This is a genomic window from Psychrobacillus sp. FSL W7-1457 (assembly GCF_038593405.1).
In the GTDB taxonomy this organism is placed as follows: Bacteria; Bacillota; Bacilli; order Bacillales_A; family Planococcaceae; genus Psychrobacillus.
The window spans coordinates 2114317-2135342 of sequence record NZ_CP151993.1; the positions used below are offsets into that span (position 1 = coordinate 2114317).

Here is a 21026-nt window from a genome sequence, read left to right on the forward strand (position 1 = left end):
AAAGACTCCTTTATAATGGGATATTCCCGTGCTTTTTCTTAGGTCTAGTTTCTTTTTTGTTACGCATCATCTCTAGCCCTTGGATTAACTTGATGCGAGTCTCTCTCGGATCAATAACATCATCGACCATCCCCATGGAAGCTGCTACATATGGATTTGCAAATTTTTCACGATACTCTTCAATCTTTTCAGCACGAACCTGTTCAGGATTATCGCTAGAGGCAATTTCTCTCGCAAAAATAATATTAGCTGCCCCCTGTGGTCCCATAACCGCAATTTCTGCATTTGGCCAAGCAAAAACTAGATCTGCTCCGATAGACTTAGAGTTAAGCGCCACATATGCTCCGCCATATGCTTTACGTAAAATAACAGTCATTTTTGGAACTGTCGCTTCCGAATAAGCGAATAAAATCTTTGCACCGTGTCGTATAATACCACCATGCTCTTGTTTTATACCTGGGAAGAAGCCAGTTACATCTTCAAACGTGATTAATGGAATATTGAAGGAATCACAGAAGCGAATGAACCTAGCCGCCTTATCAGACGAGTCGATATCTAGTCCACCAGCCATAACTTTCGGTTGGTTACAGATTAATCCTACAACCTCTCCTTTAATACGAGCTAAGCCTACTACTATATTCTTTGCAAACTCTTTATGAACCTCCATAAATGAATCCTTGTCAACGACCTGATCAATTACCTTACGAATATCATATGGACGAATTGCTTCAAAAGGTACGATGTCTGCTAAATCTGGGCGGTCATCGTCTTCTTCTAATGGCTCTAGAACTGGTGGTTTTTCCTCAAAGCTTTGTGGAAGGTAGCTCAACAGCTGTCTTACACTTTGTAACACTTCTTCTTCTGTTTTACCGCGGAAGTGTGCATTACCACTAATAGTATTATGTACTTTGGAACCTCCAAGATCTTCTGAAGATATCTTCTCACCTGTAACTGTTTCAATTACCTTAGGGCCTGTAATAAACATTTGGCTTGTTTCATCTGTCATAAACACAAAGTCTGTAATAGCTGGGGAGTAAACCGCTCCACCCGCACAAGGTCCGAGAATAACAGATATTTGTGGAATAACACCGGAGTATATAGCATTACGGTAGAAAATTTGTCCATATCCATCTAAAGAAACAACGCCTTCTTGAATACGTGCACCGCCTGAATCATTTAGACCTATGAACGGAGCACCGTTTTTAGCAGCCAAGTCCATCACGTTAGAAATTTTAAGTGCGTGCATCTCTCCTAGTGCCCCGCCGAAAACAGTAAAGTCTTGTGAAAATAGATATATAGCTCGTCCATTTACTTTTCCGTATCCTGTAACAACACCGTCCCCTGGCCCCTCTTGCTTGTCCATGCCAAAGTCAACCGTACGATGTTTTATAAATGGATTCAACTCAACAAAAGAACCTTCATCTACTAGCAGTTCGATTCTTTCTCTAGCAGTCAGCTTCCCTTTTTCATGCTGTTTTTCTATTCTTTCGTCTCCTCCACCTAATTCCACTTTACGTTTACGGTCATATAGATCATTAATTTTTTCGTAGATATCCATTAGTTATTTCGCTCCCCTTGATTTATCGCATAGTTCATATAAAACTCCACCAGAAGATTTAGGGTGAATGAAAGCAACCTCAGCTCCTCCTGCCCCAATTTTAGGAGTCTCTTGTATTAAACGAACTCCCTTTTCCTTTAACTCATCTAGTCGCTCCTGAATATTTTTCACTCCGAAGGCGACATGATGAATTCCTTCACCCTTTTTTTCGATGAAGGCGTGAATTGTACTAGTCTCATCAATTGGTTCCAGTAACTCTAGTTTGACATTTCCGCTGTCGATAAAAGCTACTCTTACTTTTTCGGATTCTACTTCCTCAATATGTATAAGTTTCAAGCCTAAAATTTCAGTATAGTATGGTAAAGAGTTTTCTAAGCTTTTTACAGCAATTCCGATATGGTCTACCTTTTCCATTGTTTGCACATCCTCTATTGTTTGACTATTCACTATACTATTGTACATATATTACAAAAAAAAATCTCTACCTCTTGTGCATTTTTTCAATTTTGATAAAATAGGAGTACAAGCAAAAGGAGAGAATTTAATGCGCAATCAAACATTTCGTAAGATTATTGTATATCTCATGATATTTGTCATGGTAATGTCCACATTATTGTTCGGTCTAAGCTTCGTATTATAAGAAATAAATGAATGTAAAAACAGCGGGTAGCAATTTATGCTTCCGCTGTTTTTTTGTAGATTATACTTCCTCGCAATACTCTTCGAATAAACCTTGAAGGTGTGTAATGACAGAGGTTGGGGCATGCCCTTCAATTTCATGACGACCTATTTCTGCTACTGCTTGGCCATCTTTTAACATTACAAATGACGGGGATGAAGGTAAATGATCATCTCCGAACATATTACGGGCTTGTTGTGTAGCTAATTTGTCTTGACCAGCAAATACAGTGACTAAATGATCAGGACGTTTGTCATAATGTACAGCATTTGCAGCTGCAGGACGAGCGATGCCGCCAGCACATCCACAAACAGAGTTGATCATTACTAGAGTTGTACCTTTTCTAGCGAAAGCAGCTTCTACTTCTTCAGGAGTAGTTAATTGTTCATAGCCACTGTTTTCCATTTCACTACGCGCTTGTATAATCATATCGTTCATTAATAAGTTAAAATCCATATTCATTTGACAGCTCTCCTTTTTCAATTCAAACTAAGTTTATCAGATTATTTATATGAATTCGAGGAAAATAACTCCTGAATAGCATCAGAAACAGTGATTTTTTCTTCTCTTACTTGTTGTTCTAACTGTTTCATCGTCTGCTTTCTTTCAATTGAGGCAAAAAAGTCATCATACAATCGATCTACAATCATTGATTTAAACCAATCAATCGTTTGTTCTTTTCTTCTCTTTTGCCAAAAATGCTGGTAATTCATTTTTTCTTCGAAGCTCTTAATTGTCTCCCACACCTTGTCTAGACCTCGGTCATGTAAGGAGGATACCGCAAGCGCTGGGGTTGTCCAATTGGGAGCAGAGGGAGCTAGAAAATGTAATATTTGTTTATATTCAGCTACCGTTTTTTTGGCTAAGGCTTCATTAGCGCCATCTGCCTTGTTGACGACGATTGCATCTGCTAGCTCCATAATTCCTTTTTTCATTCCTTGTAATTCATCACCTGCACCCGTCAAGGCAAGAAGTAAGAAAAAGTCTACCATTCCCCTAACGATAGTCTCACTTTGACCGACTCCTACTGTTTCTACTAATATGACGTCATATCCAGCAGCCTCACATAGCAGCATGGTCTCCCTAGACTTTTTATGCACGCCTCCCAGTGTACCTGCAGAAGGTGAAGGACGTATAAAAGCGTTTGGATGCTTTGCCAGCTCTTCCATCCTAGTCTTGTCCCCTAATATGCTTCCGCCGGTAAGGGATGAACTTGGATCAATTGCCAGCACGGCTACCTTATGCCCAGAATTACATAGCATTTTTCCAAAGGCCTCAATGAACGTACTTTTTCCTACTCCAGGCACCCCAGTTATGCCTATGCGAATACTATTACCAGTGTGAGGTAACAATTGTTTCAAAAGTTGTTGACCTATCGTTTGTTGCTCAGAGGTAGTGCTTTCAATAAAAGTAATCGCTTTGGCCAAATGAAGTCGAGAGCCCTGTTTAATCTCATAACTATACGATTCAGTATCTATAGAAAGAGTAGTCTTCTTTGTAAATTTTTTAACCGAAGACCTTCCCATACCGTCGTGCTGAGATGTTACACCGCTCTTGACATGTAAAGAAGAGGTTACCTTTTCCTCATCTGCCATTAGCCTTCCACTTCCTCGTAGCCAAGTCGCTTATAAATTTCCTCGATAACTTTTTGAGCTGCGACCGGAATAACAGTACCAGGACCAAATATAGCAGAAGCTCCATTTTCGCGTAAGAAAGCATAATCCTGTGCTGGGATAACACCACCAACAACGATTAAAATATCCTCACGACCAAGTTTCGCAAGTTCTTCTTTCAAAGCTGGTACTAGGGTCATATGCCCAGCTGCAAGCGAGCTAACTCCAATTACATGGACATCATTTTCAACTGCCTGCTGAGCTGTTTCTGCAGGAGTTTGGAATAGTGGACTAATATCAACATCAAAACCTAAGTCAGCAAATGCAGTAGCAATTACTTTAGCACCACGGTCATGTCCATCCTGCCCCATTTTTGCGATTAAAATTCGAGGACGTCTACCCTCATTTTCTTTAAAATCCTCTGCCATTTGCTTAACAGAATCTATTTCTTCTGCGTCACTAAAATTAGCACTATATACTCCACTCACTGAGCGAATCACCGCCTTATGTCTACCTGCCACAACCTCTATTGCATCTGATATTTCCCCTATAGTCGCTCTTTGGCGAGCGGCATTTACTGCTGCAGCTAGAAGGTTTTCATTACCCGTTTTAGCAGCCTCAGTTAATGCTGATAAGGCTTCTTGAACAGCTTTTTCATCTCTATTAGCCTTAACACGTTCCAAGCGTTCCATTTGTTTTTGACGAACTACTGTATTGTCAATATTTAAGATGTCGATGGCATCCTCTTGCTCAAGACGGTATTTGTTCACCCCAATGATAATCTCTTTTGAAGAATCTATTTGGGCTTGTTTTTTGGCAGCGGCTTCCTCTATTTTCATCTTTGGTAACCCAGTTTCAATCGCTTTTGCCATTCCGCCTAATTCTTCAATTTCTTCTATTAAAGTCCATGCCTTCTCCATCAATTCATTTGTTAACGTTTCTACATAATAAGAACCGCCCCATGGATCAATTACCTTTGTCATGTTTGTTTCTTCCTGTAAGAAAAGCTGTGTATTTCTTGCAATTCTAGCGGAAAAGTCTGTTGGAAGTGCAATCGCTTCATCTAAAGCATTTGTATGCAGGGATTGAGTGTGTCCCATTGCTGCTGCATTTGCCTCTACAAGAGTACGAGTCACGTTGTTAAAAGGATCTTGCTCTGTTAAGCTCCATCCAGAAGTTTGCGAGTGAGTACGTAGAGCTAGAGATTTAGGGTTTTTAGGGTCAAAGCTCTTCATCATCTGAGCCCAAATTCTTCGTGCTGCTCTCATTTTTGCTACTTCCATGAAATAGTTCATACCAATTGCCCAGAAGAACGACAGTCGAGGAGCAAATGAGTCTATTTCAATTCCTGCGTTTATGCCTGTACGTACGTATTCTAATCCATCAGCAAGTGTATAGGCTAACTCGATATCAGCTGTTGCTCCTGCCTCCTGCATATGGTAACCAGAAATAGAAATGGAATTAAACTTTGGCATGTGCTGCGCTGTATATGCAAAAATGTCAGCAATTATTTTCATAGACATTTCCGGTGTATAAATATACGTGTTACGTACCATATATTCTTTTAAAATATCATTTTGGATCGTTCCTGCAAGCTGTTCCGGTGTAACACCTTGCTCTTCTGCTGTAACAATGTAAAATGCCATAATAGGTAATACTGCGCCGTTCATGGTCATGGAAACAGACATTTGATCTAACGGTATACCATCAAAAAGGATTTTCATGTCCTCCACTGAGTCAATTGCAACACCAGCTTTGCCGACATCGCCTGTTACTCGCTCATGATCAGAATCATATCCTCTATGTGTAGCCAAATCGAAAGCTACAGACAGACCTTTTTGACCCATTGCTAGATTTCTTCTATAAAATGCATTACTTTCTTCTGCTGTAGAAAAACCTGCATATTGTCGAACGGTCCAAGGCTTCGACACATACATTGTTGGATAAGGTCCACGTGTATTGGGAGCTATTCCTGGCAGATCATTTATATGGTTTACATTTTTTAGATCTTCCGTCATGTATTGTGACTTTAATTCGATTCCTTCATTAGACATAAAGGAACCATGTTGACTGTCTACTTTATTTCCAGCCTTTTTTAATACTTCTTCTATAGAAACAGCTTCATAATTAGGCGTTGTCATGTGAACCCTCCTTCTGAGCTAGTGCCAGTAATTCTTTTCCTTTTATAAGAAGAGACTGTCCTGCATAAATAGAACCAGAGAGCCCTGCTTCTAACCAATCCTCATACTCCTCGAACTTCCCTGCTACATCTAATGGCACGGAAAGCTTTTCATTCAAAAGAGCAGGTACTAGTCCAGCTGTTTGGTCATCATTACCTACAAAAACAGCATATTGAATATTGTCATTCTCGATCCACTGCTGTAAATCAAATGGCTTTAAATTGGCTTCTGCAAGGACGGGAGTAATTCCAATCGCATTCAAAAAGCCATTAATATAGTCCATTCTAGGCTTATACTCTTTTAAAACACCATAAGGAAGAATGGCAGCCTTAAGTGGAAACTGTTTAAAAGCTTTTCGTAGGTCTTCAAAAGGTTCTGCTAAACGTTTGTAGTCCGTATGTTTAACCGGATTTTCTATTACATCGTCGGGGTTAGCATAGTTATTCGTACCGATTAGAGATTTTTTTCGAGATGACACTGCCTTTAACTGTAGCTCCCATTTCTCTTGAGCTCGTTGAAGCAGCATACTTTCTCTCGATTCTGGGGAACTATCCTTCATAAGCTCAATAAAATATGTCCAAGCCTTCTCAACAAGCTGTTTAGTCAATGACTCAATATAAAAAGAGCCTCCAGCTGCATCGATTACACGTTGAATATGTGTTTCTTCCTTTAATACAAGTTGCATATTGCGAGCAATACGGTTAGAAGTTGCCGTTGTGCCAGTTAAATAATTATATGGATATGCACTTACAAAATCTGCACCACCCAATACACAAGACAATGTACTGTTCCCAGCACGCAATAAGTTTACTGTTTCATCAAGTGCTGAGAAAGACCGGAGAGATGTTTCTGCATAAACTGGTATAGCCTTCACATTTTCTTTACCAAATGCTTCTCCAAACGCCTTCCAAAGTATTCTAAAAGCTCTCAGCTTTGCTATTTCCATAAAGAAATTAGTGTCTACTGAAAATTGTACAAATGCATTTCCTTCTACTTTCTCGATACCATTAAGATGCACAAATGTATCCGCTTGCACTAATACGCTAGCTAATTCACTAATTGCATCCCCACCAGCCTTATGTAACTTGGAGCCATCTAAATGTAATGTACGAGCTCCTTTAAAATCTTCTTCTGCTCCGATTATAGAACCATTTACATGATTAAAGTGTTTTAAGAAACTTGGATCATTTTTTACATCAAGTAAAACCTCATGTTGTTGGAAAAGCTCCTTCAACTCCTCAAGCTGTAAATCACTCCACTTATGGTCAATCTCTACTTTATAATTAATGACATTATTTCCTTTGGAAAGGCTTTCATTCAGATCAGATAGGATTTCCTCTGATGTTAATCCTACTGATTGCTGTGCAACCTTCCAGCTTGCTGATTCTTTACTTTCTCTTACTGTTTTAGTTTGTTCGACGGGGATATTTTTCAAATCCGCTAATGTGTAAAGCGGTTTCAACATAATTTCTTCTAATGTCTTAGTTTCTAAAGATTCTAACGATTTACCTTTTAATGATTTTACTGCAGCCTGCTCCCATTCCGTAAAGCTTGCTTCATTAAATTTGGTTTGCTTCATGTCGTTTATAGTCATATGAACGCTTTCGCTTCCCCCTTATATAATTATTGTTATATATCTATTCTACATGAGTACTTCAAGGTAATAAAGTGATTTAATGACTTATCAGTATATTAAGGATAATTTCCTAAACAGTCCGATTCTCTTCTGTGCATAAGCGTTCGAACATATAATTTGAAAATAAAACAATAATTGAATACATTTCTCTATTCCTATAATTATTTAAAAAAGCTTTGTTAAAGTTATTGGTTGATTTTAATTTTGATTAACAATTCTTTTTTATAGTGACTGTAAACATAAACAAAGGAACTTTCAAATGGCTAGTAAGAACATAAAAAGATGATGAAATTGGGGTTGGTGACAGTTTTTTAGCTTTGATTATGCGAGTAAACTTATTAGCGCTTTATCGATAAAGGAAAGCCATTCCCATTTATTGATTGGAGCACAAGACGGCGACTCCTACGGGATGAGTGAGACAGATAAGACATCACAACCACGCGCGTAAGCGTGGGTGATGACTTATCGCTCACCCCGAGGAAAGCGTCCGACTGGTGCGAAAAATCAATTCTACTCTCTGATTTAAGATTTCTTTATATCATAAATCAACCCTATCCTTTAACATAGCCTTTAAAAAAAGACTGATTATTAAATATCTGTCTATGTAAAAAGGTATATCACATTTTTAATTATGAATTTAACTCAAATTAATGTAAAACTTTAAATCGAAAGAGGTCAACAATGACAGTAATCTTTTTAGGCTTTATTTTATTTCTTAGCCTTTCGATAGGATGTATAGCTGCTTATATGGTTTATGGGATACTTCACCAAAAATATGAAAAAATATTCGGGTTGTTATGTGGATTATTATTAATCGGTTTATTGGTATTTGAAATTGTTCCAGAAGCTCTCGAGTCCTTTGAAAAACTAGGGTTATTTTTAGGATTCATTTGCGGTTATTACTTGTTTAGCTTATTAATTCCACATCGACACGCTGCAAAAGATGAAACGAGTACCATAAGTCCTCTGATTATTGGACTATTTTTACATACGATTCCCTTAAGTCTGACCATTGGCTCGTTACTTCATAATGATTCGTTCCCTTTATCTATCACTGCTTCTACAGTCCTGCATCATATTCCAGAAGGGTTTGCTCTTACAACAGTTTTTCTGCTTTATAAAAAGAAAATCATAGGCTTAATGATTTGTTTTCTTTCTCTCTCCATTTGTTTTATTTCTTTCATTTGGATTGGGGAACACCTGATTGTCTCAACTAGAATTCAAGGGGTTTTTATGGGGGTCTCTATATACCTTATTGGCACAATCAGCTTAAAAGAATTTATTGATCCTTTTTTTAGAGGTAAATGAAAATCGTAATAAATTAAAAATATATGTGACTTTCGTTAAGTAACCACCGTCTAATAGTAAAGGAGTTGTTGTTATGACTAAATTCTCAGTGTTGACCATCGTAACTGTACTTGTATTAGTAGGGTGTAGTCCAGTTAAAACAAATGATAATAGCGAAAAAAATATATATGAAGTCTCAGATAGTACCAGCACACTTAGTGAATTAGCCTCTGCAATTGCACCCGGCACAGAACAGAATGTAGAAGGCCCTCCTCAGTATGAAGTAAAAAACAAAGGGGAGCTATCTATTCAGGATGCAAAAAATGCTTATGAAATGTGCGCAAGAGCTCTGACCGACTATTATAAGGCGGTATGGAATGGTACGGATATTGAATTGAATGCTTTTATGAATAATGAAAACCTTGTACATTATACACAAAAGAAGATTCAATCCCAATTTGACTTGTATTTCACGATTAAGCTTACAGATGACTTTGTACAAAGTGTGGGTATTGCCACTCGTGATGTAGATTGGGAAGTGGAGTATACGAACGATGAGGATGGAGGCTTTCTCTATTTACACTTACCTGCAGAAATCAAACATAATCAAGGTAGCTTTGGGGAAGCCACTGAATTTCTAGTGCGTAATGAAAATGATCAGCTGGTCATTGTTGATTGGTATACAGGTGGTAAGGATACTTATGATTTTATGGTTCGAGGAGAAAACGAAACGATTGACAACCCAACTATTTGGAATGATAGTCAATGGGTAAAGGAGATAAATAGTAATCAGCTTAAATTCTCTAGCCCAACTCGATAGTTACATCCAGCTAACTTGAAATCCACAATTAAATCTAATGCTGGCTATTACTAATTAAATTTATGAACTGCTGTAAAAAATAGAAAAAATGAGTTTAGCGTTCATTTTACATCTCATCTAAATTGTTCCTATAGAAGTTAAAAAGAAGGACAAGTACTACTTTTTTGGCAACTTCCGATATTTATTTAATGTGGATCTTGCTCTTCGGGAATGGTGCTAAATACTAAGCTTTTATCATTTCTGACTGTCACATAATTTTCAAGCTGATGGACCCATCCGTCTTCTCCTTTTACACCTCTTCCAGCTAATATAAAACTATCTGGATTTATGCTCTTAACTGAGAATTCTAATCTATATACGTCTTCAGAAGCATCATTTGTATAGCTTAGCTCTAAATCATCTAAAGTAAATTCGGTTACCATGTCATCATTTTTCAAATTCTCCGTTGCTGTATCGGTAATTCGTTCTCTTAGCTCATCTTCTGCTGAACCTCCCCTTAAAAAGAAAAACCAAAAAGGAACAGCCATAACTAAAAGAAAACAAAGAATCAAAAAAGATAATTTAAGCATTAAGATTTTTTGATATGGCGTAGTTGAGATTAGCTTCAAGGCTAGCTCCCCTTTCATAAAAGTAATCGTAATTTACATAAATAACAATCGATGATCTTGGCAAGGCAACAACTCTAGTAGTCTGAATCTTAAACCCCAGAAGCCCACACTGTTTTTACTTTTCCTATTTTAATGCCCCTCCATAGGTGTAGCGCTGAATACTAGCGTCTCGTTATCCTTGACCGTTACATAATTCACTTTTTCATTGATCCACCCATTTTCGCCCTTAATCCCTCCTCCTGTCAGTATAAAATTTGTTGGATCTGTAGGTTTAATGGAGAAAGTTATTATATATACCTCTTCTGACTCTTTGTTTTTATGACTTAGCTTTATCGTGTCAATTGTGAACTCAGAAATAGTGGGGTCTTCCTTCAGCAGAGAACTTGCAGCAATATGGATACTTTCAGTTAAATCTCCCGAGACATTAGTGCTGTTGCCACTTTTAAGTAACCAAACGGTGCTAAGAACTATTGCAAAAATAAGTAGTAATAAAAATAACTTTTTCCCATTCTTAGAGGAAGGTGATTTAGAAATTAGTTTCACCTTTAACACTTCCTTATCTACAAAAATCATACACTTATCTTTATATATACGATTAACTTCTATAAAACATTCGCCATCTCCCTGACTGTTAGTACAAAGGGATATTTATTAGAATTTCGGAATGTCGATTGCGGTATGACTGATTTTTCTACGCATAGAAATGTATTAGTCTGCATATGAAGACGCGATATTTTCTATAATCATCAAAAAACCCCGAGAGATGTGCCTCACGAGGAAATTCAGTAATATGATGAAGCTCTTCTTATAGAGGAGAGGTTTCGCTATTTTTGGAATCAAGGAGAATCCTTTTACCAAAAGCTATCTTACTTCTACATCAATCTTTTTATCTCCTTGCCTGCCTTTTTAATCTGTGTCCAATCATTTAACCGCTCCTGCCGTTAGCCCTTCCATAAACTGCTTCGATGCAAGAAGAAAAAGAACCATCATAGGCAATGAAGCTAATGTTAGCCCTGCAAACAAAGAGCCCCAGTCAGCAGAATGCTCCCCAAAAAGGGAAAGCATACCAACCGGAATCGTCATTTTTGCCTTTTCAGTTATAAATATTAGCGGGAAGAAAAAGTCATTCCAAGCAGCTATAAAGTTGATAATGATAACTGTTCCTAAAGCAGGTCGCATAAGTGGAAGAAGTACATGCCAAAGGGTACGAAGGTTCCCAGCCCCATCCATCCTTGCCGCCTCCTCGAGTTCCATCGGTAACGTTTTAAAAAAGCCTGTTAAAATAAGCATTGTAATAGGGGCACCAGTAGCTATATTCATAAGTATTAAAGACCATAAAGAATTGATAAGGCCTAGATCACGCATTAAGATAAATAACGGAACTATCCCAAGCTTTATCGGAATCATCATTCCTAGCAAAAACAAAAAGAAAATCGCATTATTCCAACTAAAGTCAAATCGAGCAATATAAAATGCAGCCAAAGAACAAAATAACACGACTAGAACTACAGAAGTAACGCTCACCATGACACTATTATAAAAATATTGGTCAAATGGAATCTTATTTAATAACGTTCTGTACGTATCTAGACTAAAGCTTGTAGGTAATCCTAAGGGATTCTTGAATATCTCCGAACTAGATTTAAAAGAGGACATAAACATTAAAAAAATTGGATATAAGCTGACGGTAGCAACTCCGAACATAATAATATAATAAAACGGCCTGGTCCAAATTGTATTTTTCTCCATACTATTCACCTCTTACATTTGTACTTCTTTTTTATTCATAAACTTTAGGAAGATCATTGTACATATTAATATGAAGAAAAATAAAACGGTCGCAAGTGCGGAGCCAAGTCCAATTGCCGATGAACTAGAAGCAGTGGAGCTACCAAAGGCAAGTCGGTAAAAAAATACTGCCATTGTATCTGTTGAGTAATATGGTTCTCCCATCGAGCCCTGCATAGCATAAACGAGCTCAAATGCTTCGAAGGATTGAATAAAGGTCAAAACCGTCATAATCAAAATAGATGGAATCATTAATGGGATGTATATCTTTCGTAACATGGAGGTCCCCTTTGCTCCATCCAGTCTTGCAGCTTCGATGAGTTCGCCAGGGATACTTTGGAAACCAGCTAAAAATATTAGTACACCAAAGCCCAAGCCGAACCAACAGTTTACTAGAATAATAGAAATTAAAGCGGTTTCTGGCTCACCCAACCATGCTCTTTGTAGATTTTCTAAACCAAGCTTTCCTAAAATAAGATTGAGTGTACCAAAGTTAGGATTTAAGATTAGCTTCCACAAGAAACCAACTACAATAACTGATAATAACCGCGGTAAGAAAAAAGCTACTTTGAAAAATTCAGCACCTTTTACTTTTTTATAGACTATAAAAGCTAAAAGAAACGCAAGGCCATTCATGACAACCATTTGTACGCAAAAATAAAGGACATTATGGGAAAAAGCATTCCTAAACATGGACCCATAAGGCTCGGTAGTAAAGAGAGTGACAAAGTTATCCAAACCAACAAAGGAATCTCTTGTGAATCCTTTAAAGGAGAAGAAGCTATATGATAGTGCTGCTAGTATAGGATAGAGTACAAACATCCCATAAATGATTAATATAGGGATGGGGAAAAGGTGGATAGTCCACCCTTTCCCCTTCTTTGAACGTTTTACTGGAGCTGTTTGTTCTGACATAAATCACAGCCTCCTTACTTATTTATTGAAAGGGGGAAAACCAGGATTCTGCACTTTTTTGCACCTTATCCGCTACTTCCTCTGGTGTAACCTCGCCAAGGTACATTCCTTGTAATTCTGTTTCTAAAACAGTTTTTGTAGTAGGATCTCCACCTGTAAAATTAATAACCCAATAATACGGGGTTGAACTTGTTTCTACCGCTTTACTTAGCTCACTAAGAAGCTCATCTTCTGAACTGATACCAGGAATTGCACTAATCATATTAAATTCTTTCACAAAAAGTTCTCCAAATTCTTTTGTTGTTAAAAACTGAAGAAACACCTTAGCTGCTTCTTTGTTTTTAGAATTTGCATTTATCGCAAATGAACCATCAACCCACGAGGTTACTGTTTGATTTCCTTGCTTAGACGGCATTGCAAAATACCCATAATCCAAGTCTCCGTTTAAATCATTCACTACTGGAATTTCCCAGCTCCCAAGTGGGAACATCGCTGCCTGCTCCATTGCAAACATCGTGCGGATATCATCCATTCCTAGTCCCTCAGAGTTTTTTGGGAAGTATTTCTTTAAGTCATTCATTACTTGAATGGACTCTTTAAATGCCGAATCAGTAAAATCCGTTTCTCCTTTGATAAGCTTTTCTGCAAAGGTATTTCCATCAACAACCCCTGCTCCAACTATTCCATGGGTTAACGACAACAACCAACCTTCTTTAGTTCCCATTGCAATAGGCGTCACTCCGGCTTCTAATAGCTTCTCATTCACTTCTATAAACTCATCCCATGTAGTAGGAATTTCAATTCCTTGGTCTGCAAATATCTTTTTATTATAGAAGAATTGAGTGGAACTAATATTTAGGGGAACCCCGTATTGCTCTCCGTCAGCACCTCGAGATGCAGCTAGAAATTCATCTGAATACTGACCTAACCCTTCTAAATCACTAATCGGCTCTACAAATCCAGCATCCACTAGCTTTAATCCTGCACCATAAGGTCTTAAATGAAAAATGTCAGGTCCCTCTCCTGCTTGAAGTGCAGTATTTAACACTGTATTGTATTCTGTATTTTTAGTCGGGTTAAAATCTACTTGTATTTCCGGGTGTGTTTCGTTAAAAAGTGCGATTACTTTCTCATATTTCGAAACATCCTCTGTTCTCCAGCTTCCAATGGTTAAGTTTACTGTTTCCTTTTCTCCTGATGTGGCAACTTTGTCTCCATCTCTATCCGAGCCAGGTGAGGACGAACTATTTTCTTTATCATCTGAACAAGCCGCTATAATGAAGGTAACTAAAATAATCAAAAAAATAGATAGACCATTTTTAATCCAACTTTTCATAGTTATTACTCCCCTTTTTTATAAACATCTCGTAAACGCTTTCATGAATCCCCAGTCTAAACTCTTTCTTTGGTACATCCCTCCCATAATGTATAGCATTAGTTAACAGCACCACAAATAGTTTTTCTTTTGGGTCCATCCATATGGAAGTTCCAGTAAAGCCTGTATGCCCAAATGAGCCAATGGGCCAGTTAGTACTGATTGTAACTTCGGCATCTTTGCCATTCCATACTTCAAAGCCTAGGCCCCTGTGTTTAAAAAGTTTTTGATGACAGTCTTGTAACCATGCAGGATTAAATACAGTTTGTTCAGATGGATGTAACCAGTAATGCACGTATTGAACAAGGTCATCTAAACACGAGAATAATCCTGCACTACCTGATACCCCATTTAACATATATGCTTTTTCATCGTGTACTACCCCTTGAACATAGCTCCCGTTCATATATTCAGTTGATGCTATAAGACTTCTAACTTCTTCTTTTGGATTAAATGTCGTATTCTTCATCCCCATTGGTATGAGAACTTCCCTCTCTACAAATTTATCGAAAGACTCTACCGACACCTCCTCAATAATTTTCCCTAACAAAATCATCCCTAAATCGCTATAAACTACTGTTTTTCCTGGTTTGAAAATTGGATCGACACTAAGTATCTCTTCTAAAATATCTCGATTCTCTCCTCTTTTTACTGGCGGGGATAAATCTGCAGGTAGACCACTATTATGATAAAGAAGGTTTTCAATATTAATATTTGGATATCGGAAATGTGGAATATACTTCTGAACAGAATCCTCTAGAGATAACCGTTCTTTGTCTAGCAAAACTAGCGTGGCTGGCAACGTTGCAACTACTTTGGTTAAGGATGCGATATCAAAAACAGTTTCCATTGTGATTTCCTTTACTTCACCAGTATTCGTAACGAAAGATCCAAAGCTGTCCCTATATAGCACTACATCGCCTTGCTGAACATGAATAACGCCTCCCGGTATCTTCTTAGCTACTAAGTATTCATTTATAATATTCCTTAGCATAATTCCCTCCTCCATTAAATTTAATTTTCTGATAATTATTAATTACAGTATATAAAATAACATTATAAGAAACAATTGAATTTTTAAAATATTATTTTAAATGGGTAGAATTGCGGGACGTGTCAGCCAGATACAGAAAGCACCAGCATCCAAATTTTAAAAAGGGGCTTGGTTAATCACACCTAAGAAGTTCAAAAGCCCTGAAATTTTACTGTTTGTAAAATTTTCAAGGCTTTTTTACTACTTCTTAATCGTTATTCTCCGCTTCAGCGGACGCTTTCCTGAGGGCATGTCTATTCCACACACCCATAAGGGAGACTAATTATGTTCCAGCCTCTTCATTTACTCCAAGACTTTTAAACAAATATTTTCAAGAATAAACAGACGAAAAGTAGTTTATACAACTACGACTAGTTTCCTTACGAATAACCCTGCATATAATAAACCGATTCCAATCATAAGGATAACTCCAATATATACTGACATCATGGTCGGTATTAAAAATGCCCCGATAATAATCGTGGAGCGAGCGATTAAGTCTGCCCCGCTAAATGAAAAGTTGGAAAATGCGGAGTAAGATCCCCTTTTGTCTGCGGGTATCATATTTGCTTGCTCGGCATTTCTTACAGGGGAATATATTAACTCACCAACCGTAGCTATTAAATTAAAGCATATAAGTATATACCATGTATTGGCAGATGTTATCGTTATGTATCCAATACTATATAAGGCTAGACCTACTAGTAATACATGCTTATTGCTAAAACGATCCGTTATTTTATTGATGAAAAAAGTCAAACAAACTACTAAAAGCATGTTTTCTATATTAAGTAAACTTAGCATTCTAACTCCGGCAAGCTCGAAGTCTCCTATTTGGACCGACTCAAAAGTTTCCGCTAGCCTTACACCTATATAGCTGTTTAAAGAAAACTCGGCAGCAAAAATGAACATGGACCCAACGACTACTTGGACGAACGGTTTATCTTGAAAGGCAATTTTATAATTATGTATGAGATCAACAAAAACATTTTTGTGCTGCTTTTCTAAAAGCTTATTATGTCCATCCACCAACCAAATTTTATATGCGATCGGAAGGCATAAAGATGTAAAAGAGAGTAACGTAAACAATTCAATCTGATGGTTTAAATATAGCAATCCTCCTAATGCAGCCCCTATAGCCATAGACAAATTGGTAAGCCAGTAATCCAGCGCATATACTTCTTTTCGATTATCAGGAGAAGTAGAATCGATGATGATTGCATGCATAGCAGGCCTCCCTAAACTGCTTGTAATAATATATAGCGTATAAGCGGTTGCGAACATCCAAATGATATTAGATTTAGGTAGCAAGCTAATGGTCATGCAAACGAACATACACCCACTTAAGAGAGATGTAATTACTAATAAACCCTTTCTTGGTAAACGGTCCGAAATATAACCTCCAATTAGGCTGATTAAAAAACTTACACATACTGTACCTATTAAAAATAAACCAGCCCATACTTTGCTCATCTCTTGAGCAAAGAACAATGCCATAAAAGGCATAACAGCCGATGAAACTGCTCTATTAAAAAAAGATGTTATTAATCGAACTTTAATATTTTGTGGGTAGTTTTTCCATTTCATGTTGTACTCCTCCTCTGTATTTAGTATATTAAACTAGACTTTTTAATATAAAAATGGACAAATAGACTAAAGTTGTCCACTTATAGAGGTGTATGACATGGATCGTTCATTATTAACCCTTTGGAACACTGTTCCCTCTGGCAACATAAAGCAGGAAGAAATTGCAACTATAATAGGCTTCAGCACTAAGCAAACAAAACGATATTTACAAAGATGGTCTTCAGAGGGATGGATTAAATTTATTTCTGGTAAAGGAAGAGGGAATTCCTCACAGTTAACGTGGTTAAAAAATGTTGAGGCTTGTTTCGAGGAGCAAGTCATGCAGATTTTAGAACATGAAAGTGCAGAAATAAGCAGCAAATACTTAATGTTTGATTGGTCGACAGAATGTCGCCAAAGACTAATGAAAAAGTTCCGAAACAAAATTGGCTTTGAGCAACAAATAAACGATAAGCTTATTGTTCCAAGGAAAAATCCTTTTCTCACACTTCACCCACTAAAAGCAGCAGACGCAAATAGTGCTAATATTGTTGCTACGGTATACAATCGTCTAGTTTCTGTTGATGAAAGCGGAATAGTATCTCCAGAGCTTAGTCATAGCTGGGATATGACAGACTCGAAGCTTCGTCTTTACCTAAAAAAAGATATTGCTTTTCATGACGGTTCCATCCTCACTGCAGAGGATGTAGTATATTGCCTTCGGAAACTTAAAAATAATCAGCAATTTCGTTTGCTCTGCGAGCCAATTAAACAAATAGAGGCAATTACTCCTCTAATAGTTGATATTACATATCCGGCAGGTTGTAGCTACTGCTTGCAGCTTTTAGGTAGCATGAATGCCAGTATTTATAAGGAGCATTTAGACTTTGTTTATGGGACAGGCTGCTACTATGTGGAGGAAAATGGTCCATCCATTACTACATTAGTCGCATTTAAAGACTTTTACGGCGAAAGACCTCTTTTAGATACAATAGAGTTTATTCAAGTTCCAGAGGATTTCGAAAATGTATATCGCACGTCCTCCAATCAGCAAACCTATTTTCCCATCGAAAGTGACTCAGGCTTTGGAGTAGTTTTGATTAGTCCTCAATTAGATATAGACCAAAGACACTATCTTCATTACATTATTTCGAAATACCGGCACGAGATAAATACGGCGGATGACAGACTTTTACCTAATGAAGAAGGATGCTTAATTGGAATAAGTACACCATATGAATTACATAACATACCTCGACCGAAGTTCAAGAAACCTATTGTATTAAAACTAGTAAAATACACTAACAACTCTTCACACTGGTTAAAAGAAATACTTACTAAGAATGGCATTCCCGTTGATATTATCACAGTCTCCTTTAAAGACAATCTATTAAATAGGGAATTAAATCCTGAGGCTGACTTATATATACATGGAGAAATCTTTGAGATGAATCAAAATTATTCATTTTTTCATTTTCTTATGAATGGCTATTCCCCATTAGCTGCTGTATTAAAAGGACAAAAGAAATATCAAACCAAATTAAAAGAATATCCCATTACTCCATTTGATAAATGGACAGCTCTCAATAACGAAATGGATCGTATGCTCATAGAAGATTCATTGGTTTGTCCTTTATACTATTCGAAACGGCAAATCCCTTTTTCATCAGACTTAATGAACATTAAGATAAAGCACTTTGGTTATGTGGATTATTCTAAACTATGGGTAAAGCCTAATATTCCATTAGATTAAGGAATGATGGTTTTATACTTTTAAAAAAAAACTGAAGACAACTTTTAGTTTGTCTTCAGTCAATAATTAACGTCTTTTCATTAAACGAATCGCTTGTATTGATAGTCGCACTAATAACACTGCACACAGAAATAGCCCAACAAAGGCAGCAGCATTTAAATAGACTGCATAAACAGCATCAATGAATTGAGCAATAGCTAGTAGTGAAGAAGAGATAATTCCAAAAGTGATTCCAACTAGTAATAATATAAAACGAGAAAATAGATTGGTTACGAATTCAGCATTATTTTTGTCGGAAAAGATATCATGGTGTAATATTATTTTTCCACTTTCCACTTTTTGAACTAGCTTATCCACTCGTCTTGGAATTTTTCGTAAAGCTGGAATCATTAAAGCGAATTCTTCCTCTAGTCGCTCTTTTGTAGCACCTGGATCTCTGAAAGGTTTCTTAAAGAGAGAACTCAAGTAATGTGAAGAATATTCCTTTGCTTCTGTAAAAATATCAAAATTTGGTTGAACTAAATGTAAAGTGCCCTCTAGCGTAACAATAGAACGTAAAGCTATACCAACCGAAGGATAAAAAGATAGTCCAAAATCTCTAACGACTTTAAAGAAGGCTTGAATTAGTTCTTCCGTTGGTATTTGTTCCACATACGATATGCGAAGAAGGATTTGCGAAAGCGCCTGTTCCATTTTTACCCGATCTATATGCTCGTGATCTTCTACAAGTAAAGTAATCGCATCATAAAGCATGTCGGCATCATTATGTTGAATCCCCATTAAAAATATCTTCATACCTTCTTGTTGGGGCTCTGCCAATCTACCAACAGCACCAAAGTCTAGCAATATTGGCGTTCCATCTGCTTTATCGATGAATATGTTCCCAGGGTGAGGGTCGGCATGGAATATCCCTGAATTTAATATTTGATCAAAAAAGGAATATAAAACTGTGCGAGCAAATTGCTCACGATCGATATTCAGTGATTGAAACAAAGAATCCCCGTTCGCGACACTCTGACCGTATGCATGTTCAAAAACGATGATACAGTCATTACTAAGCTCAGCATAAACATGAGGAATCTTAACTTCGTATTTACTCTCCTCTAGCGCTTTTTTTATTTGTAAAACATTTCTTTTTTCGATTTCGAAATTTACTTCTTCCTTCAAATTTTGTGCAAATCCTAAGGCTAGCTCACAAAGGCCGAGTCGTGCAGCCCAAGATGATTTATCTGTTAGCCATCGAACAAACTCTAGCAATATATTTAAATCATCTCTTATCATACTTTTAACATCAGGTCGCAAAAGCTTAACAACAACCTGTTGGTTATTATCCTTTAAGATGGCTTTATGTACTTGACCAATTGATGCAGAAGCTACTGGAATCATGTCAAAATACGAGAACATATCCTCCATTTTATAGGGCAAAGACTTTTCAAGTATAGATTTTACTTCTGATTCCTTCAAAGGTTCTACGTTTTGCTGTAGCTTTTCTAACTCTTTGATAAATACTGGAGAAAATAGATCTCGACGAGTGGAAAGCACCTGACCAAATTTAATAAATATTCCACCAGCCTGCTCCAACGTATTCCGAAAAGCAATAGCCATTTCATGATCATTATTTCTGTACCTTGAGTATTTCATTGCTCTTGAAATACCATTTTTCACAGCAATTTGGATGACTTGTCGCATCCTTTTTTGCCCTCTCCATTGATTTCTTATCCTCAAAAGAAACGGCCTAGGTTTTATTCCACTTTCTTTTCGCTCTCCTGAATCCATTGGACTAAATAGCTCAAAGAACAAATATAACAGCATGGATATTAATAGCATGCTACCAATCCATATAATAGTGCTCACATCCATAAATGAATAAGCAAAGTTCTCCGAAAAAACATCAACGCTCTGTAAATATGAATACCAGTACACAAATAGCGTAAATACTAAGCTTATAAATACAGAAAGCACTCTTTTCATAAAGTTTATTTGAGAACCCATTAATTTGCCACTCACATAATAAATAAATAAAGAAATTAAGATTATTTGTCCAATTAATTTTACATATATCAAAAAAGTCCCCCCTATCTTTTCTTTCTATTTAGTTATACATTCCCCTTTTCTACTTATTATTAATCTTATTATTGATTAAATTTTTAATAGAGAATAATATTACAATTCAATTATTTATATGAATTCAATAAATGAAAGAGAAATCTCTTTT

At 36.9% G+C, this 21026-nt stretch carries 18 protein-coding genes; 4 read left to right on the forward strand and 14 right to left on the reverse strand.

Translation table 11 applies throughout. The annotated features are described in order from the left end of the window. Nucleotides 1–10 precede the first annotated feature (10 nt). Both NSQ95_RS10290 and mce read right to left on the reverse strand, forming a co-directional pair. On the reverse strand, nucleotides 11–1558 hold the full coding sequence (locus NSQ95_RS10290) for an acyl-CoA carboxylase subunit beta (protein WP_169358198.1): 1548 nt from the start codon (nucleotides 1556–1558) through the stop codon (nucleotides 11–13). A 3-nt stretch (nucleotides 1559–1561) separates the two neighbouring features. Next, nucleotides 1562–1972: a methylmalonyl-CoA epimerase gene (gene mce / locus NSQ95_RS10295; RefSeq protein WP_169358197.1), complete on the reverse strand. Its 411-nt coding sequence runs from the start codon at nucleotides 1970–1972 to the stop codon at nucleotides 1562–1564. Between the two features lie 130 nt (nucleotides 1973–2102). Here mce and prli42 point away from each other — a divergent pair, with 130 nt between their 5' ends. Then, entirely contained in the window at nucleotides 2103–2198 is a 96-nt protein-coding gene (gene prli42 / locus NSQ95_RS10300) for a stressosome-associated protein Prli42 (protein ID WP_151109618.1), read from the forward strand. A 60-nt stretch (nucleotides 2199–2258) separates the two neighbouring features. Here prli42 and NSQ95_RS10305 read toward each other — a convergent pair whose 3' ends face one another. The 4 genes from NSQ95_RS10305 to NSQ95_RS10320 are packed head-to-tail and all read right to left on the reverse strand — an operon-like array spanning nucleotide 2259 to nucleotide 7624. Then, the gene (locus tag NSQ95_RS10305; RefSeq protein ID WP_340883334.1) at nucleotides 2259–2699 is read right to left on the reverse strand and encodes a BrxA/BrxB family bacilliredoxin; all 441 of its coding nucleotides are present in this window, start codon (nucleotides 2697–2699) and stop codon (nucleotides 2259–2261) included. A 41-nt stretch (nucleotides 2700–2740) separates the two neighbouring features. Further along, on the reverse strand, nucleotides 2741–3832 hold the full coding sequence (gene meaB, locus NSQ95_RS10310) for a methylmalonyl Co-A mutase-associated GTPase MeaB (RefSeq protein WP_340883333.1): 1092 nt from the start codon (nucleotides 3830–3832) through the stop codon (nucleotides 2741–2743). Beyond that, complete coding sequence (scpA, locus tag NSQ95_RS10315; protein WP_340883332.1) at nucleotides 3832–5991, reverse strand: methylmalonyl-CoA mutase; 2160 nt, start codon at nucleotides 5989–5991, stop codon at nucleotides 3832–3834. The genes meaB and scpA overlap by 1 nt, the downstream gene beginning before the upstream one ends. Beyond that, complete coding sequence (locus NSQ95_RS10320; RefSeq protein WP_340883331.1) at nucleotides 5978–7624, reverse strand: methylmalonyl-CoA mutase family protein; 1647 nt, start codon at nucleotides 7622–7624, stop codon at nucleotides 5978–5980. Before NSQ95_RS10320 ends, scpA begins: the two co-directional genes overlap by 14 nt. Nucleotides 7625–8347: 723 nt before the next feature. Here NSQ95_RS10320 and NSQ95_RS10325 point away from each other — a divergent pair. Both NSQ95_RS10325 and NSQ95_RS10330 read left to right on the forward strand, forming a co-directional pair. Further along, nucleotides 8348–8974 (forward strand): zinc transporter family protein, encoded by a 627-nt coding sequence (locus NSQ95_RS10325; RefSeq protein WP_342559637.1) that lies wholly within the window; start codon nucleotides 8348–8350, stop codon nucleotides 8972–8974. A 73-nt stretch (nucleotides 8975–9047) separates the two neighbouring features. Then, nucleotides 9048–9773, forward strand: coding sequence for a hypothetical protein (locus NSQ95_RS10330; RefSeq protein ID WP_340883329.1), 726 nt, complete (start codon nucleotides 9048–9050; stop codon nucleotides 9771–9773). A gap of 185 nt (nucleotides 9774–9958) precedes the next feature. Here the strand turns inward: NSQ95_RS10330 and NSQ95_RS10335 are convergent, their stop codons facing one another. From NSQ95_RS10335 to NSQ95_RS10365, 7 genes are all read right to left on the reverse strand, one after another. Continuing rightward, nucleotides 9959–10381 (reverse strand): hypothetical protein, encoded by a 423-nt coding sequence (locus NSQ95_RS10335; protein WP_340883328.1) that lies wholly within the window; start codon nucleotides 10379–10381, stop codon nucleotides 9959–9961. 129 nt (nucleotides 10382–10510) lie between these two features. Continuing rightward, nucleotides 10511–10924, reverse strand: coding sequence for a hypothetical protein (locus NSQ95_RS10340; protein WP_340883327.1), 414 nt, complete (start codon nucleotides 10922–10924; stop codon nucleotides 10511–10513). Between the two features lie 378 nt (nucleotides 10925–11302). Continuing rightward, the gene (locus tag NSQ95_RS10345; RefSeq protein ID WP_340883326.1) at nucleotides 11303–12130 is read right to left on the reverse strand and encodes a carbohydrate ABC transporter permease; all 828 of its coding nucleotides are present in this window, start codon (nucleotides 12128–12130) and stop codon (nucleotides 11303–11305) included. A gap of 12 nt (nucleotides 12131–12142) precedes the next feature. Beyond that, nucleotides 12143–13084 (reverse strand): sugar ABC transporter permease, encoded by a 942-nt coding sequence (locus NSQ95_RS10350; protein WP_340883325.1) that lies wholly within the window; start codon nucleotides 13082–13084, stop codon nucleotides 12143–12145. A gap of 22 nt (nucleotides 13085–13106) precedes the next feature. Next, nucleotides 13107–14420: an extracellular solute-binding protein gene (locus tag NSQ95_RS10355; RefSeq protein WP_340883324.1), complete on the reverse strand. Its 1314-nt coding sequence runs from the start codon at nucleotides 14418–14420 to the stop codon at nucleotides 13107–13109. Next, complete coding sequence (locus NSQ95_RS10360) at nucleotides 14404–15453, reverse strand: serine hydrolase domain-containing protein (RefSeq protein WP_342559638.1); 1050 nt, start codon at nucleotides 15451–15453, stop codon at nucleotides 14404–14406. Before NSQ95_RS10360 ends, NSQ95_RS10355 begins: the two co-directional genes overlap by 17 nt. A 396-nt stretch (nucleotides 15454–15849) precedes the next feature. Then, entirely contained in the window at nucleotides 15850–17079 is a 1230-nt protein-coding gene (locus tag NSQ95_RS10365) for an MFS transporter (protein ID WP_340883322.1), read from the reverse strand. Between the two features lie 97 nt (nucleotides 17080–17176). On the opposite strand from NSQ95_RS10365, the gene NSQ95_RS10370 reads away from it, so the two are divergent. Further along, nucleotides 17177–18811 carry an ABC transporter substrate-binding protein gene (locus NSQ95_RS10370; RefSeq protein WP_340883321.1) on the forward strand — a complete coding sequence of 545 codons (1635 nt, stop codon included), beginning with the start codon at nucleotides 17177–17179 and terminating at the stop codon, nucleotides 18809–18811. A gap of 66 nt (nucleotides 18812–18877) precedes the next feature. Here the strand turns inward: NSQ95_RS10370 and NSQ95_RS10375 are convergent, their stop codons facing one another. Further along, nucleotides 18878–20875 carry an AarF/UbiB family protein gene (locus tag NSQ95_RS10375; protein WP_340883320.1) on the reverse strand — a complete coding sequence of 666 codons (1998 nt, stop codon included), beginning with the start codon at nucleotides 20873–20875 and terminating at the stop codon, nucleotides 18878–18880. Nucleotides 20876–21026: the final 151 nt, after the last annotated feature.